The following is a 17039-nucleotide window of genomic DNA, read 5'->3' on the forward strand; positions in this document are numbered from 1 at the left end:
TTTTTACACACTCGAAAAAACAAAATTTTAAAAATTAAGTAAAAAAATATAAAAATAAAAAAGAAGGGAGCGTTACTGCAAACTAAATTAAAATAAAAAAAATAATTACAGAGTTTTCGGTAGCGGGAAATAGAATTATGGAATTAGTTTTAACAAGAATAGACTCAAGATTAATACACGGACAAGTTGCGACTTCATGGGTAAAAGCAACTAAACCTGAAGCAATTTTTGCGGTAAATGACGATGTGGCAGAAGATAAAATTAGAAAATCACTTTTATTACAAGTGGCACCTGAAGGAGTAAAATCATTTGTAATACCTGTTGAAAAAGCAATCGCAGTTTACAAAAACCCTAAATATGCTAAAACAAAAGTAATGCTGCTTGTTACTTGTCCAGCTGATGTAGTTAGATTAATCGAAGGTGGAGTTGACATTAAAACAGTTAATGTTGGAGGAATGACTTTTAAAGAAGGAGACAAATTAATTTCAAAAGCAGTTGCAATTAATAAAGATGATTTGGAAGCATTCAACAAATTAAGATCTATGGGAGTAGAACTTGATATGAGACAATTAGTAACTTCTGCAAAAGAAGATATTAATTCTAAACTAGATTCTATTTCATTTGACTAATAAAAAATATCAGGGAATATAAAATTTCCTGATTTATTTAGTAAAATTAAAAATCATTGTAAAGTATAAAAACTCAAAATTGTAGGAGGGCTAAAAAATGAATGTTGTTCAGTTAATTTTACTGGTATTGGTAGCAGCAATAACAGGAATGGGAAGCGTACTTGATGAAAGACAGACTCACCGTCCATTAGTGGCGTGTACTTTAGTCGGTCTTGTACTAGGAGATTTAAAAACAGGAATTATCTTAGGTGGTTCGCTTGAAATGATAGCACTTGGATGGATGAATGTCGGAGCGGCAATGGCACCAGATGCAGCGCTAGCAAGTGTAATTTCAGCGATATTAGTAATAGTAGGTAAACAGTCAATTGGAGAAGGAATCGCAGTTGCAGTACCGATTGCAGCGGCAGGGCAAGTTCTTACAATTTTCGTTAGAACAATAACAGTATTCTTTCAACATAAAGCGGATGATTTTGCAGAACAAGCTAATTTTAAAGGGATTGAAATGTGTCACCTTGCAGGATTGGCTTTACAAGCGTTAAGAGTTGCGATACCAGCACTTCTAGTTGGTCTAATTGCGGGAACAAGTGCTGTAGAAGGAGCATTACATGCAATTCCTGAAGTAATTACTAGAGGATTGCAAATTGCAGGAGGATTTATCGTAGTTGTTGGGTATGCGATGGTTATAAATATGATGGAAGCAAAAGCTTTGATGCCATTTTTCTTCTTAGGATTCGTAATAGCAGCATTTACAGAATTTAACTTAGTTGGTTTAGGTATTTTGGGATTATGTCTTGCAATCTTGTACATTCAATTAAATCCTAAATATCACGCTTCTATTGCTTTGCCAAGTGGTGGAAATGATGGTGGTGGAGCTGGGATTACAGAAGAAGCTGACGATGAATTGGAAGGACTATAGGAGGTAAAAAAAATGGCAGAAAATAATGTAGAAAAAAAATTAACTGATAAAGATTTGAAAAGCATGTATTGGAGATCTACTACTTTATTAGGTTCTTTCAACTTTGAAAGAATGCAGTCAATGGGATTTTGTGTAACAATGATTCCTGCAATAAAAAGACTTTATTCTAAAAAAGAAGATCAAGCAGCTGCATTAAAAAGACATTTGGAATTCTTTAACACTCAACCTTGGATTGGTTCAACTATAATGGGTGTTACGGCTGCGATGGAACAGGAAAAAGCAAATGGAGTAGACATTGATGACGCAACTATAAGTGGTATTAAAGTAGGGCTTATGGGACCACTTGCTGGAGTTGGAGATCCAATTTTCTGGGGAACATTAAGACCAGTTTTAGCGGCACTTGGAGCTTCATTAGCTATTGCTGGAGGAAATTTACTAGGTCCATTGATTTTCTTCATTGGAATAAATATTGCAAGAGTTTTGACTAGATGGTATGGATTAAAATATGGTTATGAAAAAGGTACTGAAATCGTTGGGGACATGGAAGGTGGAGTTATTCAAAAATTAACTCAAGGTGCTTCTATATTAGGGCTTTTCGTAATGGGAGCCTTGGTTTCTAAATGGACTTCAATAAATGTTCCATTGGTATTGTCTAAGTATACTGATTCAACAGGAAAAGAAGTTGTAACTACTGTTCAAAGTATTTTAGATTCATTATTACCTGGATTATTAGCATTATTATTAACATTTGGATGCATGCACTTATTGAAGAGAAAAGTAAATGCTATCTGGATAATTTTTGGCTTCTTTGCAATAGGAATAATCGGATTCTGGTTAGGAATTTTGGCATAATATGTTTAAGAAAATGATTTCAAAAGTAGAAAAATTTGTGAAGGTTCCGCCAAAGGAAGGATATATTAAAAATAGTTCTATTTTAGTTACAGGACTTATGATTATTGGAATGATTTTATATCCATTTACAAAAGGTTATGGAACAATAATAGCTTTAGCAGCGGCTCTAATTGTTATGGTTGGGCAAAAGTTGCTTATAAAACAGGCTAAGAATGATTTTCGTGATATGTATTACGCTAAAGATATGTATTTGAAAACTAAAAATACTGAATATTTGGATTTCATTACAGCTCGTTCTAAACAAATGATTAACGATGTAAAAGTTTTATCAGATAGGGCGAAAAAAGAAATAGCAGAACTTCAGAAGTTTGTTGAAAAATATAAAAAGTAATTTTTGTAATTATTGAAAATATAAATTATAATTTAACAAAAAGATAGCAAGAAGTCTCCGACTTCTATAAGTGGGAGATGAATTGCTTTTTTTTATTGAAAAAAGGATATATCCATGATACAATTTTTGTATGAAATATCGAAGAGAAGTTATAAATAATAAAATTTCTAAAGAAATAATTAGAAATAATATTCAAAATCAAAAGGAGGTGTAATTTTATAAAATATAATTTAGCATTCAAATACAGGATTTATCCAAATAAGGAACAAGAATTATTGATAAATAAGACTTTTGGATGTGTTCGTTTTGTTTACAATACGATTTTGTATACTGCGAATAAATTTTATGAAGAAACTGGGAAAAATAAAATAATTACACCTGCCAGTTTGAAAAGTGAAAACCAATTTTTGAAAGAAGTGGACAGTCTTGCACTTTCAAATGCTCAATTAAATGTAAGGCGATCGTTTACAAATTTTTTTCAAAAGAGAGCGAAGTTTCCAAAGTTTAAATCTAAAAAGAATAATGTTAAAAGTTATACGACAAATTGTGTGAATAATTCAATACGAATTGAGGAAAACAAATATTTGGTTTTACCAAAATTGAAAAGAATAAAATTAAAATATCATAGAGAAATACCGAAGGATTACAAGATAAAGTCAGTAACATTGACAAACAGTAATGGAAATTACTATGTTTCCATCTTGACAGAATTTGAAAAAGAAATTCAAAAAATGTCAAGTAATGATAAAGTGATTGGACTTGATTTTTCGATGTCTGAATTATTTGTCAGTTCTGAAAACCAAAGGGCTGATTATCCAAGATATTTTAAGATGTTGGAAGAAGAATTGAAAAAATTACAGAAATCATTATCGAGAAAAGTGAAATTTTCTAAAAATTGGTATAAGCAAAAATCAAAAATATCAAAATTGCATGAATATATTAAAAATTGTCGAAGAGATTTTTTACATAAATTATCGAAAAATTTGTCTAAAGCGTATAATGCTGTGGTTGTTGAGGATTTGAATATGAAAGGGATGAGCCAGGCATTAAATTTTGGTAAAAGTGTAGGAGATAATGGATGGGGAATGTTTTTGAGAATGCTTGAGTACAAGTTGATGTTTTTAGGAAAGCAATTTTTGAAGATAGATAAGTGGTTTCCATCGTCGAAAACTTGTAGTAAATGTGGAAATGTTAAAGAGAAACTGGAATTATCAGAAAGAAGTTATAAATGTGAGTGCTGTGGAATTGAGATTGATAGAGATTACAATGCGGCATTGAATATAAAAAACATTGGAAAAGCGATGTTGGAATATTAGGAAAATAAAAAAAGACAGGGTAGGAACTACCCGAAGAGCTTGGTAAACATATTTGGCTAGCATAAGCAGATACTTCCCAAGAAGCTCTCGCTTATAAAAGTGGGAGTAGTTCACATATTTTAGAATACCTGATTAAAGGGTATTCTTTTTTTCTTTTTTAGAAATGAAATAAAAAATTTAAACTTTTTTATATATTTAAAGTATGATATAATTAAAACATAAATTTTTATGGGAAAAATATTGAGATAGTAAAATAAATAGGAGGAAAAATGTTAGAAAAATTAGCACACTTGAGAGAAGAAGTGTTAGAAAAACTTGATAAAGTTGGAAATCTTGAGGAATTGAATGAATTGAGAGTAAAAATCCTAGGGAAAAAAGGGGAATTTACGGCGATAATGAAGGAAATGGGAAATATCGCTGCTGAGAAAAGAGCTGAGTTTGGAAAAACTACGAATGAAATAAAAAATGTGTTGTTGGCGAAATTTGATGAAACTACAACTGGCTTGAAGGAAATTGCTAAACAGGAAAGATTGAAAAATGAAACAATAGATGTGACTTTGCCGGGAAGAAAAGCTAATGTTGGATCGCTTCATCCACTTACTAAAACAGTTATGGAAATTAAAGATATTGTTTCTTCTATGGGATTTGACATTGTTGATGGACCTGAAGTTGAGTATGTAAAATATAATTTTGATGCATTAAATATTCCAAAAACACATCCATCGAGGGAAATTACTGATACATTTTATATTAAAGAAAATGAAGTTGTATTGAGAACGCAAACTTCTGGAATGCAAATTAGATACATGGAAGACAGAAAACCACCATTTAGAATGATTTCGATTGGAAAAGTTTACCGTCCAGACTACGATGTATCGCATACACCAATGTTTCACCAAATGGAAGGACTTATGGTTGGAGAAAATGTTTCTTTTGCTAATTTTAAAGCGATTTTGGAAAATATTGTAAAGAAAATATTTGGAGAAGACAGAAGGGTAAGATTTAGACCACACTTTTTCCCATTTACAGAACCTTCTGCAGAAATGGACGTAGAATGTGGAGTTTGTAAAGGTGAAGGATGTAGAGTTTGTAAAGGAACAGGATGGCTTGAAATTCTTGGAAGTGGAATGGTAAATCCAAAAGTGCTTTCAGGTGTTGGAATTGACCCACAAAAATATCAAGGATTTGCATTTGGATTGGGACTTGAAAGAATTACGATGTTAAAATATGGAATTGATGACTTAAGAGCATTTTTTGAAAATGATGAGAGATTTTTGGATCAATTTTAACAGACAGGTCTGCTTGTTATTGTATATCAAAAAATTTAAAGGGAGGTTAAAATGTTGTATACAGTTGATGTAAATTCAAACTTAATAAATGAATTTAAAAAAGAAGTAAGAGAAAATGGAGAAAATGAAAATGAGGTGCTATCTGCTTTATTGAGAGAATATCTGGAAGATTTAAGAGATGCCAAGGAATTAGATAAGGCGATTGAAGAAAGCGATGGAAAATTTTATTCATTGAATGATGTAATAAAGGAGCTAGGCTTTGAAAATGAATTATTATAAAATTGAAATAGAGAAAAAAGCGAAAAAAAAATTAAGTAAAATGGATAAAAAAAATCAATTTCTAATTTTAGATTATTTAAAAAATACATTAAGCAAACTTGAAAACCCACGGAGTCAAGGAAAGGCACTACAAGGCAAATATAAGGGAAAATGGCGATATAGAGTCGGAAATTACAGAATTTTAGCTACAATTATTGATGAAAAAATAACAATTTATATTTTTGATATTGGGCATAGGAAAGAGATTTATAAATAAATTTAAAAAGCGGAGAAAAATAGGACGAAAAATTATTGAGACATTGGAAAAAGATGAATATTTTTTGAGAGCCAAAAGAATCGAGATACCTGCGTCCATTACGGCTGTCCCGTTTTATAAGAAAATGGGATATAGTTACAAAAATGGAATAAATAAAGTAGATGATGAAGGAATTGTAAGAATGGAAAAATTTAGATAATAAATTACTAATTTAATTGGAGTGTTAAAAATGGATGATAAAGAAATCAAAATTGATGATGAGTATGTGAAAAAATTTTATGAAGAAATTCGTGAGGATTATGAAAAAAATTCACCAACGAAAACTTTTGCAAAAATAAAGCTAGTGGAAGATAAGTTGAAAATAACAGACAGTAAAATTGTGGGATTGCCATATCTTCCAAAAGGAGCAGAGTTTCCAAAAGCACCTAATGGTGAGGAAATGCTGATGATTGCACAGATTAATTGTGAGGATTTGAAAGGACTCAAAGATTTTCCACAAAAGGGAATTTTACAGTTTTTTGTATTTGATGATGATGATGCTATGTTTGGACTCGATTTTGATAATCCGACAACTCAAGATACTTTTCGTGTGATTTATTACGATGAGATTAAAGAATTTTACGATGAAAAAGAGCTTGAAAATATTTATAAACCGCATAACTATGAGGAAAGTTTTCTTACAAACAATAATGAAAGTTATAAAATAAAATTTGAGTTACGAACAGAGAAGGAAAGATTTGAAGAGGCGATTTATAATGTGTTTGATAAACTTTGTAAAGAGAAAAATTTGGAGCAGCATCAAGAAGATTGGCTTTATCGTAAAATATTGAATATTGAAATGGAATATTCAGAAGAACCTCATTCACAATGTGATGGATTTGCATTTTTTACACAGAGTGATCCGAGAGAATTTGAAGAAAAATATAAAAAATATGATACGGTACTATTTCAATTGGACAGTGAATATGATGAAAATACGAAAAAATGGAAAGTTTGCATTGGAGATGCTGGAGTATTAAATTTTTTCATAAACCGTGAAAAGTTGAAAAATAAAGACTTTACAGAAATTCTCTATAATTGGGATTGTTATTAAATAAAAAAAGAAAAAGTTATCCACATTATTGTGGAAAAGACATAATTTATAAATTAAAGAAAGGAGAGTGTGATAATCTATAAATTAAGAATTTATAGGTTTGTCATACAAAAATAGAATGCTAATTTCGTTAAACTGGTTAAAGCAATATATAGATTTAGATGGAATAGAAATAAATGAAATGGAAAATGCCTTGACTATGATTGGTCAGGAAGTAGAAAAAATCGAGGTTTTAGGGGAGAATTTAGAAAATGTTGTAACAGCGCAAATTATTGAAAAAGAAATGCACCCTGATTCTGACCACTTGACAATTTGTAAAGTTGATAACGGGAAAGAAATTTTGCAAATCGTGTGTGGAGCGCCTAATCATAAGGCTGGAGACAAAGTTGTGTTGGCACAAGTTGGAGCAAAATTAGCTCCAGATTTTGTTATTAAAAAAGGTAAAATTAGAGGTGTAGAATCGAACGGAATGTTATGTTCTGAAGAGGAATTAAATATTGGGAAAGATTCGAATGGAATTATGATTTTGCCAGAAGATACGCCTGTTGGAGTGCCTATGAAAGAGTATTTAGGAATTAACGATACAGTTTTTGAATTGGAAATCACTCCAAATCGTCCTGATTGTTTATCGCATATTGGGATTGCAAGAGAATTAGGGGCCTATTACAATAAAGAGGTTAAATATCCAAGTTTTGCAATAAATTCAGAAAGTTCTGAAAAAACGGCTGATAACATTTCGGTTGAAATTGAAGACAGTAATTTGGCGAAAAGATATGTGGCTAGAATAATTAAAAATGTTACAGTTAAAGAAAGTCCAAAATGGTTAAAAGAAAGAGTGGAATCTATTGGAATTAGAAGTATTAACAACATTGTAGATGCTTCAAATTTCATAATGATGGAATTGAATCAACCAAATCATACTTTTGATTTGGATAAAATTGAAGGTGGAAAAATTGTTGTGAGAGCGGGACATGAAAATGAGAAATTGGTTACGCTTGATGAGCAAGAAAGAGAATTGAATAGCGATGATATCGTAATTTCTGATGGTGTGAAAGCCGTTGCACTTGGTGGAGTAATGGGTGGACAAAATTCAGAAATTACTGAAAATACAAAAAATATTTTGTTGGAAGTGGCAAACTTCAATTCACAAAATGTTAGAAAAACTTCAAGAAGATTGACATTATTTAGTGAATCTTCATATAGATTTGAAAGAAGAGTCGATGAGGAAAATGCAATTAATGTGATAAATAGACTTGCAAACATCATTCAAGAAGTGGCAGGTGGAGAAATTTTAGAAGGAGCAGTTGACAATTATCCTGTTCCATATAAGAAAAAAACAGCTACATTAAACTTTGAGAGATTGAACCGTTTTGTTGGGAAAAATATTCCACGTGAAACAGTTATCGGAATTTTGACTAGACTTGAGATTGAGGTTGTAGATAATGGGGAAACATTGACATTGACTGCACCTACTTACCGTGATGACTTGGAAAATGAGCAAGATTACTTTGAAGAAGTTATTAGAATGTACGGTTTTGATAATATTGAAAATATTTTACCAAAATTGGATATTAGTGAAAAACCAGTTATTGACACAACAAAACTTTCTACGCAAGTGAAATTGATTGCGGCAAATGCTGGGCTTAAAGAAGTTATTAATTACAGTTTTGTACCAAAAGATGCGATGGAAAAAATTAAATACACAAGTGTTGAAAGAGAAAATTTAATTGATTTATTGAGACCAATTACAGAAGATTTTGTAACATTGCGTCCAACATTGCTTTATAGCTTGTTAAAAAATGCTAAAGAAAATATGAATAGAAATGCTACAAATATTAGATTTTTTGAAGTTAGCAGAACTTTTGTGAAAGCGGAAGAATTGGCGAAGGAAGAAGTAAAATTGGGAATAATTTTGGCTGGAGAAAATAATAAGACATTGTGGAATCCAAAACCAGTCCCTTATGATTTTTATGACTTAAAAGGAATTGTGGAAGAAATTTTCACACAATTAAAATTCAATAATTATATGATAAAACGTTCTGAACAAAGTCAATACCATCCAGGTCGTTCAGTTGACGTATTTGTTGGTCGTGAATTGATTGGAAGCTTTGGGGAAATTCATCCAGACGTATTGGAAAACTTTGATTTAGGAAAAACATCAGTTTTAGTTGGAGAATTTAACATTGACTTGATTCAAAAATATATTGGTAAGAAAATTAAATATCAAGGAATTGTAAAATATCCAGCTGTTCCAAGAGATTTTGCGTTCGTTATGAGAGAAGATATTTTAGTTGGAGATGTTTTAAAAACTATTCAAAAAGTTGATAAAAAGGTTGAAAAAGTGGAATTATTTGACATTTATCAAGGTGCAGGAGTGTTGCCAGGAATGAAGAGTGTGGCAATTAGTGTAATCTTGAGAGATAAAAACAAAACACTTGAAGAAAAGGAAATTGTTGATATTTCAAATAAAATCGTGGCTAAAGTTGAGAAAGATTATGGAGCGGTTTTGAGAAAGTAGAAGATAGAATTCAATTTTAAGATTGCTAAGTATCGGATTAAAAAAATGAAACAAAAAGGGGGAAATTGAGGTGTTAAAAATTGTAACTTTGCCATTTAATGAGAGGACAGAAGAATTTGAGCAAGGGAAGCTAGAAAGGATATTAGGAAATGTCCAGATTGTGAAGTATCAGGCTGAGCTAGTGAAAATTGAGGGGAAATATTACTGGACGGCTTTTGTTGAATATGAAAAGGCGGAGAATATAGATAAAAATTTAGAGAAAAATAATTTTTTGCAAAATGGAAAATATATTAAAGAGGTTAACAAAAATCATGAAGAATATCTTTCAGAAGAAGAAGCCGAGCTATATAAGATTTTGAAGGAATGGAGAGCTGGAGAAGCACAAATGCTGGGATATCCACCTTACATCGTTGCTTCAAATCAGCTTTTAGTTGACATAATAAAGGCAAATCCTAAAACTGTTGAAGAACTTTCGCAAATAAGGGGAATGGGGAAACGGAAAGTTAGAGATTATGGGGAGGAGCTTTTGCTGATTCTGGAGAATTTTTACGATATGAAAAGTTGAATGTGGAAAATAAAAAATGTATTTGTACTGTATTGAATTTTTATAAAAAAGTAGTATAAGACTAATAAGAAACCCAATAAAAAGATTATCAAATATAGCATAAAAGAGACTCTGTTTATTAATTGAACAAAGTCTCTTTTTGATTTAATATCAATTTTCTATCCTTTTACTGCATAAACCACAACCGCAAAAGCAATTACAGCTATAATTACCATAAAAAGTCCACTTAATATCATTGAAAAAATATTCATCAAATTTCGATTTTCTCGATTTTTGATACATAAAATAGATAGAACGAAAGAGCATAAAATACATAAAATATTTACAATACCAAATAGGTGTGACACTGTATAATGCACTTTAAAAAATGCAATAAATTGGCTTAAAATTGGGATTAAACTCATAATTAATGCAATTTTACTAATTTTTTGATGTTGTTCCTTGTCTGAAAGAAAAACTCTTTTTTCAGTTGTTTTTTTGATTACTTCATTGTTCATAGAAATCATCCTCTCATTATTTTTTTTATTTTGTTTCTTCCTTTTCTATATTCATATATTACCACATCAACCTTACGGCAACATTTTCACTACTTTACATTTACCTTACTTTTTGGAAATTTGGGAAGTTGGGAGTTATTTTTGTGATATAATGATTTATGAATTTTAGTGATAATTGGAGGAAGTTCGAAATGGTTGAAAAATATTTGAGAGATAAATGTATTTTAATTGTGGATGATGAGCAGGAAATTTTGAATATGGTTGTGTCGATTTTGGCAGATGGAGGTTATGAAAATACAAGGACTGCTAGAAATGTGAAAGAGGCTTTAAAATGTGTTGAAGAGAAGAAACCTGATTTTGCGATATTGGATGTGATGCTTCCAGATGGGAATGGTTTTGAGTTGCTTGAAAAGTTGAGAAAGGACAGCGATTATCCGATTTTATTTTTAACAGCACGAGGGGAGGATGAGGATAAATTTAAAGGATTTGGATTGGGAGCGGACGATTATATTGTAAAACCTTTTTTGCCAAAAGAACTTTTGTTTAGGATTATGGCAATTTTGCGACGGACTTACAAGGAAGAGAATTTTATTGTGAACTTAAATGGCTGTCAGATTGATTTTTCACGGGGAGAAATTGTAAAGGATGGAGAAAAAATTTCCTTAACTGCAAAGGAATATGAACTACTAAAAACTTTATACAGAAATGCTGGACGAATTGTAACGATTGATTCGCTATGTGAAGCTATTTGGGGCGAAAATGCTTATGTTTACTCAAATTCTTTGATGACACATATTAGACGGATTAGGGAAAAAATTGAGAAAGAGCCGTCACATCCAGTTTCTCTTATAACAATGAAAGGATTAGGTTATAAATTAATCGTGGAGGGAAAATAGCATGAAAAATATATTAAAACTTATACGCCGTTTTGTAATAACAATAATATTAAGCATATTTTTGCTTCTATTTTTAAATATTTTTTTGTTTGAATTTATATTTTTCAAATATTCAACAGATGATTCGCCTTCAGATAAAACTTTTGAAATAGCGAAAATGATAAAATTTAAAGACAGAAAATATTTTTTGCCAGATAAAGAAATTTCCAATTTGAAAAAGCAAAATATTTGGGCGATTGTGATTGACAATGATTCTAAAAAAGTGATATGGCAAACAGAAAATTTGCCAGGCGAGATTCCAAAAGAATATTCGGTATTTGATATAGCTCTATTTTCACATGCTTACATAAAAGGCTATCCAGTTTTTACAGCAAAAATTAGAAATGATTTACTTGTATTAGGATATCCAAAAGACAGTTACTGGAAATATTCCACAGCTACCTGGAACTATCGTTTAATTCAAAATGTTCCTAATTTTTTTCTTACATTTTTAATATCCAATATATTCTTTGTATTTTTGATTTACATTTTTTCAAATTCAAAACTTTTAAAATCAGTAAATCCAATAATAAAAGGTATACAGGATTTGCCAAAAGATAAGCCAGTAAAAATAGATGAAAAAGGCGTTTTATCCGAACTTGCAAAAAGTATAAATAAAACTTCTGAAATTTTGCAAAATCAAAGAGAACAACTGCGAAATAAAGACACGGCACGAGCAAACTGGATTGCAGGAGTTTCCCACGACATTCGTACTCCATTGTCAATGATAATGGGCTATGCAAGTCAATTAAAAACATCTTCAAATTTATCAGAAGAAATGGCAAAAAAACTTTCTGTTATTTTGAAACAAAGTGAGCGTATAAAAAATCTAATAAATGATTTGAATCTTGCTTCAAAATTAGAATATAATATGCAGCCTTTTGAGAAGAAAAAAGAAAATGCAGTTGCACTTGTTCGACAAGTAATTGTTGATTTTTTGAATATGGATATTGACGAGAAATTTCCAATAGAATGGAAGACGAAAAGTGAATTTGTATCTTGCTTTGTTAATGTTGACAAAAATCTGATAAAACGAGCTTTGGCGAATTTAATCCAAAATAGTATTAATCACAATGAAAATGGCTGCACAATTTATGTTTCCGTAAAAGAAGATGAAAAAAATTGTATAATTTGTGTTGAAGATAATGGAATAGGAGTTTCTGATAAAGAGCTAGAAAAGCTCAATAATACGCCACATTATATGGTTTGTGACAAAAATACGACAGAACAGCAGCACGGTTTAGGACTTCTTATTGTAAAACAAATTATGGATGTCCATAATGGACAAGTTGAGATGAAACATAGTGAATATGGGGGATTTAAGGTTGTTTTACAGATTCCTGAAATGTGAAGGGATTTTTTCTTTTTATAATCTTGTAAATAATTGGATAAAACAGTATAATATAAAAATACAAAATAATTATATTTATTGACTTGGAGGGAAAAATGAGGAAAAAATTTGTGATTTTTTTGAATGGAGAGTATAAATATTCACAGGAATTTATGGATAGATTGGTTTCGGAAGAGACGATTTGCTTTTGTGCAGATGGTGGCGCAAATTTTGCTTTTCAGTACGGGAAGGTTCCCAAAATGATTATTGGGGATTTGGATTCGATTGAGAAACGAGTTTTGGAATATTATAAAAGTAAAAATGTTTTGATAAAAAAATTTCCACGAGATAAAGATTTTACTGATTTTGAGTTAATTTTAGAAGAAATTAATAAAATTTTGGGAAATGAAGATTTTATTGAGAAGATATTTGTCGTTGGAGGGCTTGGAAATAGGCTAGATATGACTTTGAGTAATTTATTTTTGATGGAAAAGTATAAAAATATTGTGTTTTTATTGGAAGGTGAAGAAATTTTTTACGCAGAAAAATCATTTGTCTTAAAAAATAAAAAGAACTTTGAATTTTCGATTGTTCCGATTAGTAAAAATGTGGAAAAGTTGACACTTAAGGGATTTAAGTTTGAAACTGATGGGATTGATGTAAAAAGGGAAAGTTCTCGGCTTGTGAGTAATGTGATTTGTGAAAATGAGGCAAGTATTGAATTTGAAAGTGGGAAATTGATTGTAATTTTGAAAAATAAAAATTTATTTATTAAAAAATTTTGGCGATTTTGAAAGCAAAAAAAATTGGAAGTAATAAAAAAGGAAGTGCATAAATATTGAAAAAATTTAGGATTGAGAAGGAACATCAGAGAATGAAAATTTCCCAGTATTTGCGGGAAGTGCAGAATTATTCGGGGAGAAGTTTGAGAAATGTGGAAGTTTTTTTGAATGGGAAGCAAGTTAGGCTTACGAAAAAATTGCCGTCGCATGGAAATTTGAAGGTTGTGGAGAAAAAGAAAGGGACTGATATTAAGCCGATTAAATTGCCGCTTGATATTGTGTTTGAAGATGAAGATATTTTGGTTGTGAATAAGGAGCCGTTTTTGTTGACACATCCGACACAGAAAAAGGTTGATTTTACTTTGGCAAATGGGATTGTGAATCATTTTTTGGAAAAATATGGTGAAGTAAGAGTGCCACGATTTTATAACAGACTCGATATGAATACATCTGGATTGATTATTATTGCTAAAAACAGTTTTGCACAGGCGTTTTTGCAAAATTTTTCGATTTTTGAGAAAAAATATTTGGCGATTGTGAATGGAATTATTGATGATGAAGAAATTTTTAGAATTAAAGATGAATTGGCAAAAGATGGGAAAAATCATAAAATTCAGGATTTTGAGAAAGAAAATTTGAAAGCTGAAGTTGAAAAAGTTAATTTTGGAAAAATGAAAAAGTATGATGAAATTGAGAAAATTGAAAATAATTCAAATTTTGAAAATAAAGATAACAAAATTGGAGAAAATATAAATTTTAACAGTAAAAAAGAAAATAATAATTTAAATCTGGAAAGTAAAAGCAATTTTGAAAATATAAATTTTAAAATAAATAAAAATATAGATTTTGACAGCAAAAATACAAAATATAATTTAAATTTGAAAGATAAAAATGATTTTAACAATGAAATTTTGGAAAAAAATGGAACAAATAAAATAATTATCGAAAGACGGATTTTTCGAGATGGCGATAATTTGGAGAGAATTATTGATGAGAGAGGTCAGTATGCGAAAACGGCTGTAAAAGTGTTGAAAACTTATCCTGAAAAAAATGTGACGCTTGTGGAATGTGAGCTTTTTACGGGAAGAACGCACCAAATTCGTGTGCATTTGAAATCGATTGGGCACACAATTGTTGGAGATGAGCTTTATGGAAATGGCTTAAATAAAGAGCTTGGGATAAATAGACAATTTTTACATGCTTACAAGGTAAAATTTACACATCCTGCAAGTAAAGAGGAAATTGAATTGGAAATACCTATTTTTACTGATATGAAAGATTTTTTAGAAAAATAAAAAATGAAAAAATTCCATAATTTACAAAGAAATTATTTTACAAACAAGAATAAAAATTTACAATTTGATACTATTCCCTATTAAAACAATGGAGTTTTTATAATTCTGTTTAACAAAGGGTCAAGATCCCTTGTCAGAAAGTAAATAGAAAATCATTTCTTTTTTTAATGGGGTTTTAGTATGAAAAACAAAAAGAAAGGAGAAAAATGAAAAAATTTAATTTTTCTGTTGATTTAATAAATGACAGTATTTTGAAATCACTGCTGATTTTTTCAATACCAATTTTAGTGTCAAATATTTTTCAGCAGCTTTACAATATGGCGGACATTGCCATTGTTGGACATACTTTAGGAGACGATTCACTTGCAGCAATTGGGGCCTCAGCAGCAATTTTTGAGCTAATTTTTGGTTTTGCGCTTGGAATTGGGAATGGACTTAGTATGGTTGCAGCGAGAAGTTACGGAGCGAATAATAAAAATCTTTTGAAAAAATCGGTTGCAGGTTCGATTGTTATTGGACTTATGGTAACAATTGCCGTGATGATTTTATCAAGATTTATTTTAATGCCGTTGCTAAAAATTTTACATACACCTGAAAATATCATAAATGAAGCATTTGAATACATAAACATTATAACAATGTTCATAGGAGTAACTTTTTCCTATAACTTGTCATCAGGACTTTTGAGAGCAATCGGAAATAGTTTTATGTCGCTTGTATTTTTAGTAATTGCCTCAATTTTGAATATTTTTCTTGATATTTATTTCATAACTTCCCTAAAAATGGGAATTGGTGGTGCAGCAGTCGCAACTGTTATCGCACAAGCAATATCTGTAATTTTAAGCGTAATTTACATTTACATAAAAGAACCAATTTTAATCCCAAGAAAAAAACATTTCCGATTCGACGCAAAATTATACAGAGAATTGCTCGGACAAGGAATCTCAATGGGATTAATGATTGCAATTGTATTAACAGGATCACTAATTTTACAATACGCAATAAACGGATTTGGCTATTTAATCATCGCTGGACACACTTCGGCAAGAAAATTAATGGGATTTTGCAACATTCCACTAACAACAATGGCACTTGCACTAGCAACCTTCGTTTCTCAAAATAAAGGAGCCGATAGGGTAGACAGAATACGAAAAGGTGTATTTTACGCAAACCTAATGGACATCTTTTTTGCAATAGGAATCACAATTTTCGTTTACCTATTTTCAAAAAATATGATTCACCTAATGTCTGGCTCAAACTCCGAAGTAGTCCTTTACAACGGTTCAACCTACCTAAAAATAGCCTCACCATTTTTCACAATATTAGGCGTTTTATTCAACTTAAGATACGCTCTACAAGCTCTAGGAGAAAAAGTAATCCCCCTAGTTTCCAGTATAATTGAATTTTTCGGGAAAATAATTTTCGTAATTTTTATCGTGCCGAAATTAGGATATTTCGGTGTAATGATTTGCGAACCACTGATTTGGATTGTGATGACTGGGCAGTTGGCTTGGGCGTTTTATGGGAATGAGTATATTAGGGAAAAAAACTGGAATAAAAAAAAAACAGGGCATTGTTAAAATGATGTCCTGTTTTTATAATTTATGAAAAATTAATTTGTTATAAGACTGCAAAGTTTCTTGGTATCTGAAATACGATATAGATCCATTTTAGGTCTATTTTTTTTATCAAACGAATAAGATAATTTGTAATCTGAAAAAACTTGTGTTTTATCATTTAAGTTTGTAAAATAGATAGAATTTTCACTTTCTTTTACTTCGTAATCTAATTGTGAAAGTTCAAGCGAAACTTTTCCTGTTTTTAATGCTGCACGATTATCCAATATGCTAACTGAAATAGACGGTTTGCCATTTTCATTCAAGAATTTTATATAACTAAGCCCTTTAAAAGTTTTATCAACAGAATAAGGGCATCTCCACAGTTCTTTGGATATTATATCAATATCAGAATTAGAAAAACTTAAACTAAAAGTCAGTAAAAACAACGCAAATATAATTTTTTTCATAAAATCACTCCTATAATAATAATTTTTGTATATATTTTATAATATTTTTTTAGGAAAATCAACAATAAAA

19 protein-coding genes are annotated in these 17039 nt (G+C 30.4%); 17 read left to right on the top strand and 2 right to left on the bottom strand.

Annotation, left to right across the window (positions count from 1 at the left end; all coding sequences use genetic code 11):
- The first annotated feature begins 137 nt into the window (after positions 1-137).
- From HW276_RS00400 to HW276_RS00455, 12 genes are all read left to right on the top strand, one after another.
- Positions 138-629, top strand: coding sequence for a mannose/fructose/sorbose PTS transporter subunit IIB (locus tag HW276_RS00400; protein WP_094079516.1), 492 nt, complete (start codon positions 138-140; stop codon positions 627-629).
- 97 nt (positions 630-726) lie between these two features.
- Positions 727-1545 carry a PTS mannose/fructose/sorbose transporter subunit IIC gene (locus tag HW276_RS00405; RefSeq protein WP_147002677.1) on the top strand — a complete coding sequence of 273 codons (819 nt, stop codon included), beginning with the start codon at positions 727-729 and terminating at the stop codon, positions 1543-1545.
- A gap of 12 nt (positions 1546-1557) precedes the next feature.
- Positions 1558-2397 (top strand): PTS mannose transporter subunit IID, encoded by an 840-nt coding sequence (gene manZ, locus HW276_RS00410; protein WP_094079515.1) that lies wholly within the window; start codon positions 1558-1560, stop codon positions 2395-2397.
- A gap of 1 nt (position 2398) precedes the next feature.
- The gene (locus HW276_RS00415; protein WP_060917711.1) at positions 2399-2788 is read left to right on the top strand and encodes a hypothetical protein; all 390 of its coding nucleotides are present in this window, start codon (positions 2399-2401) and stop codon (positions 2786-2788) included.
- Positions 2789-3006: 218 nt separating this feature from the next.
- Positions 3007-4104 carry an RNA-guided endonuclease TnpB family protein gene (locus HW276_RS00420; RefSeq protein ID WP_178938489.1) on the top strand — a complete coding sequence of 366 codons (1098 nt, stop codon included), beginning with the start codon at positions 3007-3009 and terminating at the stop codon, positions 4102-4104.
- Positions 4105-4373: 269 nt separating this feature from the next.
- The gene (gene pheS / locus HW276_RS00425) at positions 4374-5393 is read left to right on the top strand and encodes a phenylalanine--tRNA ligase subunit alpha (protein WP_147002679.1); all 1020 of its coding nucleotides are present in this window, start codon (positions 4374-4376) and stop codon (positions 5391-5393) included.
- A gap of 51 nt (positions 5394-5444) precedes the next feature.
- A complete protein-coding gene (locus tag HW276_RS00430) occupies positions 5445-5672 on the top strand; it encodes a UDP-glucose 4-epimerase (RefSeq protein WP_178936987.1) in 228 nt (75 codons plus the stop codon).
- On the top strand, positions 5659-5928 hold the full coding sequence (locus HW276_RS00435) for a type II toxin-antitoxin system RelE/ParE family toxin (RefSeq protein ID WP_178936988.1): 270 nt from the start codon (positions 5659-5661) through the stop codon (positions 5926-5928). Before HW276_RS00430 ends, HW276_RS00435 begins: the two co-directional genes overlap by 14 nt.
- Positions 5929-5971: 43 nt before the next feature.
- Entirely contained in the window at positions 5972-6127 is a 156-nt protein-coding gene (locus HW276_RS00440; protein WP_255460256.1) for a GNAT family N-acetyltransferase, read from the top strand.
- A gap of 30 nt (positions 6128-6157) precedes the next feature.
- A complete protein-coding gene (locus tag HW276_RS00445; protein ID WP_178936989.1) occupies positions 6158-7021 on the top strand; it encodes a YwqG family protein in 864 nt (287 codons plus the stop codon).
- Positions 7022-7139: 118 nt separating this feature from the next.
- Positions 7140-9539 (top strand): phenylalanine--tRNA ligase subunit beta, encoded by a 2400-nt coding sequence (pheT, locus tag HW276_RS00450; RefSeq protein ID WP_178938490.1) that lies wholly within the window; start codon positions 7140-7142, stop codon positions 9537-9539.
- 70 nt (positions 9540-9609) lie between these two features.
- On the top strand, positions 9610-10104 hold the full coding sequence (locus HW276_RS00455; RefSeq protein WP_178936990.1) for an HRDC domain-containing protein: 495 nt from the start codon (positions 9610-9612) through the stop codon (positions 10102-10104).
- Between the two features lie 158 nt (positions 10105-10262).
- Here the strand turns inward: HW276_RS00455 and HW276_RS00460 are convergent, their stop codons facing one another.
- On the bottom strand, positions 10263-10601 hold the full coding sequence (locus HW276_RS00460) for a hypothetical protein (protein ID WP_178936991.1): 339 nt from the start codon (positions 10599-10601) through the stop codon (positions 10263-10265).
- Positions 10602-10792: 191 nt separating this feature from the next.
- Here HW276_RS00460 and HW276_RS00465 point away from each other — a divergent pair, with 191 nt between their 5' ends.
- The 5 genes from HW276_RS00465 (at position 10793) to HW276_RS00485 (ending at position 16523) form a co-directional block, all read left to right on the top strand.
- Complete coding sequence (locus HW276_RS00465) at positions 10793-11497, top strand: response regulator transcription factor (protein WP_178936992.1); 705 nt, start codon at positions 10793-10795, stop codon at positions 11495-11497.
- A gap of 1 nt (position 11498) precedes the next feature.
- Entirely contained in the window at positions 11499-12887 is a 1389-nt protein-coding gene (locus tag HW276_RS00470; protein ID WP_178936993.1) for a sensor histidine kinase KdpD, read from the top strand.
- Positions 12888-12982: 95 nt separating this feature from the next.
- Positions 12983-13660 (top strand): thiamine diphosphokinase, encoded by a 678-nt coding sequence (locus HW276_RS00475; RefSeq protein ID WP_178936994.1) that lies wholly within the window; start codon positions 12983-12985, stop codon positions 13658-13660.
- A gap of 44 nt (positions 13661-13704) precedes the next feature.
- Entirely contained in the window at positions 13705-14943 is a 1239-nt protein-coding gene (locus tag HW276_RS00480) for an RluA family pseudouridine synthase (RefSeq protein WP_178936995.1), read from the top strand.
- Between the two features lie 206 nt (positions 14944-15149).
- Positions 15150-16523: an MATE family efflux transporter gene (locus HW276_RS00485; RefSeq protein ID WP_178936996.1), complete on the top strand. Its 1374-nt coding sequence runs from the start codon at positions 15150-15152 to the stop codon at positions 16521-16523.
- 32 nt (positions 16524-16555) lie between these two features.
- Here the strand turns inward: HW276_RS00485 and HW276_RS00490 are convergent, their stop codons facing one another.
- Positions 16556-16969: a hypothetical protein gene (locus tag HW276_RS00490; protein WP_178936997.1), complete on the bottom strand. Its 414-nt coding sequence runs from the start codon at positions 16967-16969 to the stop codon at positions 16556-16558.
- Between the last annotated feature and the right edge of the window lie 70 nt (positions 16970-17039).

The sequence above is a fragment of the Leptotrichia sp. oral taxon 417 genome, from assembly GCF_013394865.1.
In the GTDB taxonomy this organism is placed as follows: domain Bacteria; phylum Fusobacteriota; class Fusobacteriia; order Fusobacteriales; family Leptotrichiaceae; genus Leptotrichia; species Leptotrichia wadei_A.

Excerpts from the sequence above, each read along its gene's own strand:
- HW276_RS00415 (WP_060917711.1), top strand. The coding sequence starts at position 2,399 with ATGTTTAAGAAAATGATTTCAAAAGTAGAAAAATTTGTGAAGGTTCCG.
- HW276_RS00465 (WP_178936992.1), top strand. The coding sequence starts at position 10,793 with ATGGTTGAAAAATATTTGAGAGATAAATGTATTTTAATTGTGGATGAT.
- HW276_RS00400 (WP_094079516.1), top strand. The coding sequence starts at position 138 with ATGGAATTAGTTTTAACAAGAATAGACTCAAGATTAATACACGGACAA.
- HW276_RS00460 (WP_178936991.1), bottom strand. The coding sequence starts at position 10,601 with ATGAACAATGAAGTAATCAAAAAAACAACTGAAAAAAGAGTTTTTCTT.
- HW276_RS00485 (WP_178936996.1), top strand. The coding sequence starts at position 15,150 with ATGAAAAAATTTAATTTTTCTGTTGATTTAATAAATGACAGTATTTTG.
- HW276_RS00405 (WP_147002677.1), top strand. The coding sequence starts at position 727 with ATGAATGTTGTTCAGTTAATTTTACTGGTATTGGTAGCAGCAATAACA.
- HW276_RS00475 (WP_178936994.1), top strand. The coding sequence starts at position 12,983 with ATGAGGAAAAAATTTGTGATTTTTTTGAATGGAGAGTATAAATATTCA.
- pheS (WP_147002679.1), top strand. The coding sequence starts at position 4,374 with ATGTTAGAAAAATTAGCACACTTGAGAGAAGAAGTGTTAGAAAAACTT.
- manZ (WP_094079515.1), top strand. The coding sequence starts at position 1,558 with ATGGCAGAAAATAATGTAGAAAAAAAATTAACTGATAAAGATTTGAAA.
- HW276_RS00490 (WP_178936997.1), bottom strand. The coding sequence starts at position 16,969 with ATGAAAAAAATTATATTTGCGTTGTTTTTACTGACTTTTAGTTTAAGT.
- HW276_RS00470 (WP_178936993.1), top strand. The coding sequence starts at position 11,499 with ATGAAAAATATATTAAAACTTATACGCCGTTTTGTAATAACAATAATA.
- HW276_RS00430 (WP_178936987.1), top strand. The coding sequence starts at position 5,445 with ATGTTGTATACAGTTGATGTAAATTCAAACTTAATAAATGAATTTAAA.
- HW276_RS00445 (WP_178936989.1), top strand. The coding sequence starts at position 6,158 with ATGGATGATAAAGAAATCAAAATTGATGATGAGTATGTGAAAAAATTT.
- HW276_RS00435 (WP_178936988.1), top strand. The coding sequence starts at position 5,659 with ATGAATTATTATAAAATTGAAATAGAGAAAAAAGCGAAAAAAAAATTA.
- pheT (WP_178938490.1), top strand. The coding sequence starts at position 7,140 with ATGCTAATTTCGTTAAACTGGTTAAAGCAATATATAGATTTAGATGGA.